At 33.1% G+C, this 1,041-nt stretch carries 1 protein-coding gene and 1 rRNA gene; one reads left to right on the top strand and one right to left on the bottom strand.

Going from position 1 to position 1,041, the window contains the following annotated elements; genetic code table 11:
* Positions 1 to 111, top strand: a 5S ribosomal RNA gene (gene rrf / locus ACTQ5K_RS25435); the annotation flags it as partial.
* A 400-nt stretch (positions 112 to 511) separates the two neighbouring features.
* On the opposite strand, the gene ACTQ5K_RS25430 is transcribed toward rrf, so the two are convergent.
* On the bottom strand, positions 512 to 811 hold the full coding sequence (locus tag ACTQ5K_RS25430) for a winged helix-turn-helix transcriptional regulator (protein WP_048717750.1): 300 nt from the start codon (positions 809 to 811) through the stop codon (positions 512 to 514).
* Positions 812 to 1,041 lie beyond the last annotated feature (230 nt).

Below are 1,041 nucleotides of genomic sequence, written 5' to 3'. Positions count from 1 at the left end.
GCGATAGCGAGAAGGTCACACCCGTTCCCATACCGAACACGGAAGTTAAGCTTCTAAAGCGCCGATGGTAGTTGGGGGTTCTCCCCCTGTGAGAGTAGGACGTCGCCAGGCCACTAAAAGACCTAAAAGCTTTATTGCTTTTAGGTCCTTTTTATCATTTTTAGCGTGAAGACTCCTTCCTCAAAAAGCGATAGCGGTTAGGTGGGAGATGAATCGCTTCTATTTTTATTAACTAGTGGTATCGAGATACTCTATTAATATTTGATTATTCTTATAGAAAACAATAATGTTAGTAGAAAGTAAATTCCCTTAAAAATCCCATATTTCAATATTGAATAACGGATAATGCTAAAGGACTTCATAAGTTGGAAGTCCTTTTAATATAAAAATCAATGAAGATAGATTAACTTAGTATAATGATTATTAGATAAGCTTAACTTTAAGTGGTACCAGACATAATAGTCCAGTCCAGTTTATAACAAAGGTTTACTTTATGTATGATAGAATTGTTTTACGCCCATTCAGCAGCCCACTTTTTCATTTCCTTTAATACACTATGAAAAGAATCGCCTTTTTTTGTAAGAGAGTATTCAACAGTAATAGGAACTGTAGGGATAGCTGTTCGAATAATAATACCTTTCTTCTCTAAATGTTTGAGTGTTGTCGTTAAAGAATTAGGACTTATCCCCTCAATGGATCTCCGTAATTCATTGAACCGTTTTGTCCCTTCGAATAATTCCCTTAACACTAGAAATGACCATTTATTTCCGATAATATCAAGTGTTTTTTCAATTGAGCATGGAATTTCCATCCTATCCCTCCTGGTTACGAATTAATAGTTAGTTAAGTATAAGTAACTATGTCATAAAAAATTCACTACTTACATTATTATATTAAGTCTTGTAAAATAGCAATCAAGCAATCCTAGTAGATTGAGTCAAGTTTTTGTGGGAGTTTTTTTAGCTCCCTTTTTATAAAATAAAACTTTTAATTTTGTATCCGCTTTCTAAACATTTTCTTTCATCAAAATTTCGTTTTTTT

It is taken from the genome of Niallia sp. Sow4_A1 (genome assembly GCF_052116745.1).
GTDB lineage: Bacteria > Bacillota > Bacilli > Bacillales > Cytobacillaceae > Niallia > Niallia hominis.
The sequence above is the reverse complement of the archived record's forward strand: the minus strand, read 5'-3'. Positions and strand labels throughout refer to the sequence as shown.

Excerpts from the sequence above, each read along its gene's own strand:
- ACTQ5K_RS25430 (WP_048717750.1), bottom strand. The coding sequence starts at position 811 with ATGGAAATTCCATGCTCAATTGAAAAAACACTTGATATTATCGGAAAT.